General features: G+C 46.3%; 5 protein-coding genes. 3 read left to right on the top strand and 2 right to left on the bottom strand.

The window, feature by feature from the left end; all coding sequences use genetic code 11:
• Positions 1-809 precede the first annotated feature (809 nt).
• Positions 810-1,832 carry a LacI family DNA-binding transcriptional regulator gene (locus tag FS818_RS18530; protein ID WP_145333621.1) on the bottom strand — a complete coding sequence of 341 codons (1,023 nt, stop codon included), beginning with the start codon at positions 1,830-1,832 and terminating at the stop codon, positions 810-812.
• 490 nt (positions 1,833-2,322) lie between these two features.
• Here FS818_RS18530 and FS818_RS18525 point away from each other — a divergent pair, with 490 nt between their 5' ends.
• From FS818_RS18525 to FS818_RS18515, 3 genes are all read left to right on the top strand, one after another.
• Positions 2,323-3,666, top strand: coding sequence for an ABC transporter substrate-binding protein (locus FS818_RS18525; protein WP_123064072.1), 1,344 nt, complete (start codon positions 2,323-2,325; stop codon positions 3,664-3,666).
• Positions 3,667-3,834: 168 nt separating this feature from the next.
• Positions 3,835-4,728 carry a carbohydrate ABC transporter permease gene (locus FS818_RS18520; protein WP_145333818.1) on the top strand — a complete coding sequence of 298 codons (894 nt, stop codon included), beginning with the start codon at positions 3,835-3,837 and terminating at the stop codon, positions 4,726-4,728.
• Positions 4,728-5,546, top strand: a complete 819-nt coding sequence (locus FS818_RS18515; RefSeq protein ID WP_145333620.1) for a carbohydrate ABC transporter permease — start codon at positions 4,728-4,730, stop codon at positions 5,544-5,546. The genes FS818_RS18520 and FS818_RS18515 overlap by 1 nt, the downstream gene beginning before the upstream one ends.
• A gap of 176 nt (positions 5,547-5,722) precedes the next feature.
• On the opposite strand, the gene FS818_RS18510 is transcribed toward FS818_RS18515, so the two are convergent.
• On the bottom strand, positions 5,723-6,682 hold the full coding sequence (locus FS818_RS18510) for an MraY family glycosyltransferase (RefSeq protein WP_090921690.1): 960 nt from the start codon (positions 6,680-6,682) through the stop codon (positions 5,723-5,725).
• Positions 6,683-6,693: the final 11 nt, after the last annotated feature.

Below are 6,693 nucleotides of genomic sequence, written 5' to 3'. Positions count from 1 at the left end.
GAAGTCGCCAGTCGCCCGAAGTCGCCAGTCGCCCGAAGTCGCCAGTCGCCCGAAGTCGCCAGTCGCCCGAAGTCGCCAGTCGCCCGAAGTCGCCAAAAGTCGGTGCCCGACTATGTAGCTCTCATCATGTGCTAACTATCGTCCAATGAACACCCTCGCGCCTGCTTATGTACTCCCCACTATGTACTGCCAAGCTACAATGCAAAGGGCGTGTATGCCCTTATTGTTATGAAGGTTTCGTTGGGCCGTCTCCATCACGCTCCAGAGTCAATTCTACATCTCTGCCTTGATGACAATGCGGCTAACGATCACAGATGACCCTATTTGGCCCGTTTTAGCTCTTTTCGAATTCTAACGATCATGAGGAAAGCTATTTTCTCGTTTTGGCTCGATAATTGCAGTTCCCAAGCCGTTTTAGTTCAAATAGCGTCGCTGGTGATCGTTAGAATTTTTACCGAGGCCAAATCCCGCAAATAAGGCTTCTGGTGATCGTTAGAGTGTAGAGGTGGAGAGAGACGTAACTAGTGCACACCGGGTTACAGCAAAAGTAATAGCTGAGTAACTATTTAGCGTCACCACAGTGTCAACCAACCCGAGCAACAGCACCAACATCAACGCCAGCCCCAGCACCAACGAACTACTATCGATCTATCCATCTAATCAGAGCCTCGTGCAATACATACCTGACACAACAGACGATGTTTCTACCCCCCACGCTCTCGAATCACAGTGCTACTCACCTTGAATAACGTGATATCCAGCCGAGTAGCCCAGTCCTTCTTTACACTACACTACACCGTCAAATTCATTTACTGATATGCCAGCAAAGTGCCGCAGGAACGGCGTAACACCAGTTCCGGCTCTACTTTGATGCAACGATTATCCATTTGTTTGTTCATCAGGTCGAACAGGATCATTGCCGCAAGACGTCCGATTTTGTCTGTATCCTGCTTAACAGTTGTGAGTGGCGGATCACTGTAACGACAGGCTTCGATGTCATCACATCCTGCAACAGCAATGTCCTCGGGAACACGGAGTCCCGCCTCTTTAAAGGCTCGTACTGCTCCGAATGCAAGCAAGTCCGTAGCGGCGAATACAGCTCGCGGCAAGACATCTGCTTTTAACAGCTGTTTGGCTGCCTCGTAACCGTCGGTAGCGGCATAATCTTGGCTGTATACCAACCATTCCGGTTTCTCTTCGAGACTAAACTGCTTTAGGGATTGTTTGAAGGCTTCTTCCCGTTGCTGCATGACGAGGGAGGCACGCTTTAGCCCGATAAACCCGAGATCCCGATAGCCATTCATATAAAATTGTTCCACCACTTTGGTAGAGATTTTCTCGTTATCCGACATGATATAACAGGAGTTCTGTCCGGTCAGCTCGATATCAATTCCGATGCACGGAATGGGACTGGCATCAAGGTCAGACACGCTACTCTCCACCTCATCTCCCGCAATGATAATACAGCCATCCACTTGAAAATATTTGGAACGTGCCAGGTAGTCCTCTCCCTGATCCAAAAATTTTTCATTGGAAAAGAAGAGTAAATCATATCCTAACAGGCCGATCTGTTTCTTAAAGGCATTAATGACTTCCACAAAAAAAGGGTGACTGAAATCGACATTCAACTTCCCTGCAAAGACAACACCCACCAGATTGGACTTTTTAGTTGCCAGTGTTTTGGCGGAAGATGAGGGGCGATAGCCTGTTTCCTCCATAATCTTAAGTACGCGTTGGCGTGTCTCTTCACCAATGTCAGGGTAGTTGTTAATAATTTTGGACACCGTTGCAACAGACACACCGGCTAAACGAGCTATCGTTTTGATATTCATTATATATCCCTCAAATTCTAAACTAGTTTCGTAGATTGTGGCTGTGTCATTTTATAGCTTTCTTGCCAACATTCTATGCCACAACTATCTTAGAGTCAATAACAGAAAGGGGAATCGTCGAGGTGAATATGATATGTATGGATATTTTTTAAGTGTTTGCACTCAAATCTAACGAAAACACCGAGATATTTTAGTAAAAATAACCTGATTTAGCTGAAAGTGAAGGCTCATTTTTACTAGATTGACAGGAAGAGCAGAGGTGGAAAAACCAAGCCACCGAATATAGGTTTCGTAAAATAAAATATGGAGTTGCTCTCAAAATGACGCTAAACCCCAGACATAACGCAGTTTCATCACATATTTTGTAAAAATTCAAATAAACTATTTACAAATTTATCAGGCGGAGTCATAATGAGGGTGTAATTAACGAAACTGATTTCGTAAATTTATTGAATTGTAAATTAATCTTGAATGGTTGGGGGAAAGTGATATGAAGAGAAAGATTTTATCTATTACACTTGTAACCGCTTTAATGTTTGTGCTTGCAGCATGTGGCAACGGTTCGACCGATTCGGACGGGAAGGCGTCTACGGATGGGAACAAAAAGGTAACGTTAAAGATCATTCACTGGCAACAAGAGAACATCAACAATTACATCAAAGAATTCAATAAAAAGTTTGAAGAGAAGTACCCGGACGTGAAAGTGGAGTATACCACAGTTCCGGCAGATGCAACGTATGATCAATTGATGCAAACACGGATGAACGCAGGGAGTACAGGGGATGTAGATATCATTCCGCTCAAGTCCAGCTTCGTGGGCGCTCCGCAGGACTGGTCTAAGGGTGCGGCTGATCCGATGTGGAAGCAATGGATCGATGCAGGGCTGATCAGTGACTTGTCGGGTCAGGCATTTATCAAAAACTATAACGAAGTTGACGTGCAGAACGCGATGACGTACAACGACAAGGTGTACGGCGTCAACATGGGTAAAGTGGCATTCACAGGCCTGTTCTACAACAAAGACCTTTTTGCCAAATACAATCTGCAAGTGCCAACGACTTGGGATGAACTGCAGAACGTCATCAAAGTATTCAAAGATAACGGTGTAGAAGCATTAGGTTTTGCAGGTAAAGATGTTTGGCCGATTGGTCTTGCGGTACAGGGGCTTCAAGCCTCCATCCATGACGACCAGCTTAGCTACATCAAAGGTCTGTGGACGGGGCAAACCAAGTTGACTGATCCGGTACAGATCGAAGTTTTGCAAAAGGCTCAAACGTTGATGAACAGCGCAATGCCTGGTTTCATGGGGATTGACTACGGAACACTGCCAAGTCTGTTTGCTACAGGTAAGGTGGCGATGATTGCGGACGGTACGTGGGATGCTACGACGATTCAAGCGGCTAACCCGGATCTGAAGTTTGGATATTTCCCGATTCCGGGCAGTAATGATGCGGCAAAAAACAAAGACTTGGCTGGCAAATACGATATGACCTGGATGGTTGTAGATAAGTCACCAAACAAGGATTATGCGCTGAAGTGGCTTGAAATGTTGTCGGAGAAAGGGAACTATACGGATTTTGTTAATGCAGCCGGATTCCTTCCGACACAGCCTGATGTAGAAATCAAGAGTGAGTTTATCAAAGACATTCAACCATACCTGGAGAACTTCAAGTTGTCCTGGGATCAGTTGTTTATTAATCGTCAGAATGTAGGACAGTACATTGCGGAGTCCAGTGTTCATGCAGAGATGCTTAAACCGGCTGGGCCAATTGCTACACCAGAGGAACTTGCGAGCAAATCACAAGCAGACTGGGATGCGGCAGCTCCCAAGTAAGCAAATGATTGGACCCGTGTACTATAAATAATTCGAGTATCGATCTAAAATTGCCATACAGAATAACCACCGGAATAGCGCTTGGGGTAAGAGCCTTCAGGCCAGCCTCGATCAAGCAAAGCTGTTATTCCGGTTTTTTGGTTTTACCCGATGAAAGGTGTGAGGACGATGTATCCGTTTGGAAAAGGGAAGGCGCGGCTGATTCCTTATCTATATTTAAGCATTCCGTTGCTGCTTTATGTCGTGTTTGGCTTTGGCCCATCACTCGTGACTGTGCTGTTTTCGTTTACCGACGCGACTGGAGTGAGAGGACAGGAGTGGAGCTTTGTCGGTTTCGAAAATTATAAAACCTTCTTTGGCGCATCTAATGCGGGAGATCGACTGGACGCGATCGGGCGATCCTTATATTTTGCGTTTGCCGTAGTCATCATCCAAAACGCAGTAGGTCTGTTCATGGCAATCCTGATTAACAAAAAGCTTCGAGGCGACAAGCTGTATCGTGCGGTATTCTTTTTGCCCGTCGTGCTGGGTGTAACGGTGTCTGGCCTGATCTGGCAGCTCGTAGCGAATCCGCTTGGCGGGCCGGCGCAGTCTCTTCTGAATTTCTTTGGTACCAGCTCCAACTTTTTCGGGGATTATAATATTGCCTTCGAGCTGATTATTTTCGTGCAAATCTGGATGTACATGGGCTACTCCATGACCATCTTCCTTGCCGGGCTGCAGACGATTCCGAGTGATCTATACGAGGCGGCTTATATGGATGGTGCATCGGGCTGGAAAGCCTTCACTAATATTACCTTCCCGATGATTGCTCCTTCTTTCACCGTGAATATGCTGTTGTCCATCATCGGCGCACTGCAAACCTTTGACATTATCTACGTCCTCACAGGCGGTAAATTTAATACAACCACTCTGGCATTTGACGTTTATGCAACAGCGTTTGGCAGCGGTACGGCGGATTATGGTCTGGCTTCTGCGGTAGCGATGATCCAGTTCCTGTTTGTGTTTACGATCTCCATGGTCGCATTGTTCTATCTTCGCAAAAGAGAGGTGGAAGTATAATGAAGCAAAGCAGAACATCAAGAACAATCAGCTACATTATTGTGCTGCTGATGCTTGCGCTATACGTCTTCCCTCTGTTCTATCTGTTTAATGTGTCGATGAAAACACAGACGGAGTATTTGCTGAATCCCGTAGCGCTGACAGAAGGCATTCGGCTGGAGAACTTTGCCGAAGCATGGACGAAGGGCAGTTTCTCGCAGTACATGTGGAACAGTGTGCTTTACACGGGCATGTCTACCTTGTTGACGTTGATCTTGTCTGTGTTTGCAGCATTCCCGCTTGCTCGTAGATACGTGAAGTTCAGCACGTTCATTTATATTTTCTTTTTGATTTCCATGTATTTGCCGAACCCGTTGATTCCACAGTTCTCTTTGATCAATCAACTGGGTCTATATAATACGCAAACGGGTTACATTTTGCTGAAAACGACGGGTACGGGCATTGCGTTTCTGATGTTTGTCGGTTATATCAAATCGGTGTCCCGCGAGTTGGATGAGGCGGCTGCCATGGACGGATGCGGATACACCCGTTATTTGTTTACTATCCTTGTTCCGTTAATGAAGCCGATCCTGGCAACAGGCATCATTCTCACAGCCATCGGGGTGTGGAATGATATTATTGGGCCGACCATTTATTTATCTGACCCGAATTATCAGCCGGTGACCAAAGGTTTGTTTACCTTCTATGGGCAGTATATGAATAACTGGCCGCTGCTGGCGTGCGGAATTTTAATTGTAACGCTGCCGCTGGTTGTGCTGTACGTTGCGTTGCAGCGTTTCATCGTCGGCGGTGCAATGGCTGGTGCGGTTAAATCATAGGTCTTTTCGAATTAGAAAAAACGACTAATCTAGATTTCTTCTTGATGTGTAGATATCGATGTAACAAGATATGGGATAACAACAGAAGCCACCCTCATTCGATATGAGGGTGGCTTCTTGTATTTCTATTGAACCATTCATTGGCATAGCTTGCATTGGGTGATCCAACGATTTTTTTACATATCCACTAACAATAAAATAATGGAGGACAGACACAGACAGGTGCTGACCAGATAGAGCACGGCAACCACCTGTTTGTGATTCAAACCGGCACGTAACAGGCGATAGTGAGCTTGGCTTGCATCGGCCTGATAGATCGCTTTGCCTTGCAGGAAACGTTTGATCACGACAAAAATATTATCGAAAATCGGTACGCCGAGCGCCAAAATCGGAATGAAAATGGACAGCATCGTTGCTTGTTTGAATGCACCGTCAAGTGCGATAACCGCTAGGATGAAGCCTAGAAACGTAGCGCCGGCATCGCCCATAAATACTTTGGCTGGAGCCTTGTTGTATTTAAGATAGCCAAGCGTTACCCCGACTAATGTGATGGACATCAGTGCAGAGTCGCTCTGGCCCTTCGTAATGGCTACGATAAACAGCGTGATTGCCGAGATCGCGGACAAACCACCAGCAAGTCCATCCATGCCATCCGAGAAGTTAATCACCGTTGTTACTCCGAAAATCCACAAGATCGTCAGAATGAATTGCAACCAGATCGGCAGGAGCACATACTCTGCGTTGAACGGATTCACGAACCCGGTAAACGCAATACCTGACGCAAAGACGAGCACTGCAGCCGAGACTTGAATAATCATTTTAGGTAGCGCAGGAAAGTCTTTTCCTTTGGTTTTGTACCAGTCATCAATCGTTCCGATCGTCAGGAGAAGCATTCCACCTGCAACCAATGCGGCGGTCTCCCAGGTCAATTCTTTAGTAAGAGCAATGTATGTCAGGAAAAATCCAGTAAATATCGCGTAGCTAGCGGTCAGTGGTATCGGTTGCCTGTGCAGCTTGCGCTCCACATCTTCCCGGGGCTTGTCCACAAAATCCAGTTTGTGCGCCAGTCGGCCCAGCGGCGGAATCAGCAGAACCACGACAGCAAAAGACAATATGAAAGCCAGTATGTACATCATAAACTCGCTTG

It is taken from the genome of Paenibacillus xylanexedens (assembly GCF_007680605.1).
Taxonomy (GTDB): domain Bacteria; phylum Bacillota; class Bacilli; order Paenibacillales; family Paenibacillaceae; genus Paenibacillus; species Paenibacillus xylanexedens_B.
Note: the sequence above shows the minus strand (reverse complement) of the source record. Positions and strands in the feature narration are given on the sequence as shown.

Coding starts and splice junctions, on each gene's coding strand:
- FS818_RS18515 (WP_145333620.1), top strand. CDS start 4,728: ATGAAGCAAAGCAGAACATCAAGAACAATCAGCTACATTATTGTGCTG.
- FS818_RS18525 (WP_123064072.1), top strand. CDS start 2,323: ATGAAGAGAAAGATTTTATCTATTACACTTGTAACCGCTTTAATGTTT.
- FS818_RS18520 (WP_145333818.1), top strand. CDS start 3,835: ATGTATCCGTTTGGAAAAGGGAAGGCGCGGCTGATTCCTTATCTATAT.
- FS818_RS18530 (WP_145333621.1), bottom strand. CDS start 1,832: ATGAATATCAAAACGATAGCTCGTTTAGCCGGTGTGTCTGTTGCAACG.
- FS818_RS18510 (WP_090921690.1), bottom strand. CDS start 6,682: ATGATGTACATACTGGCTTTCATATTGTCTTTTGCTGTCGTGGTTCTG.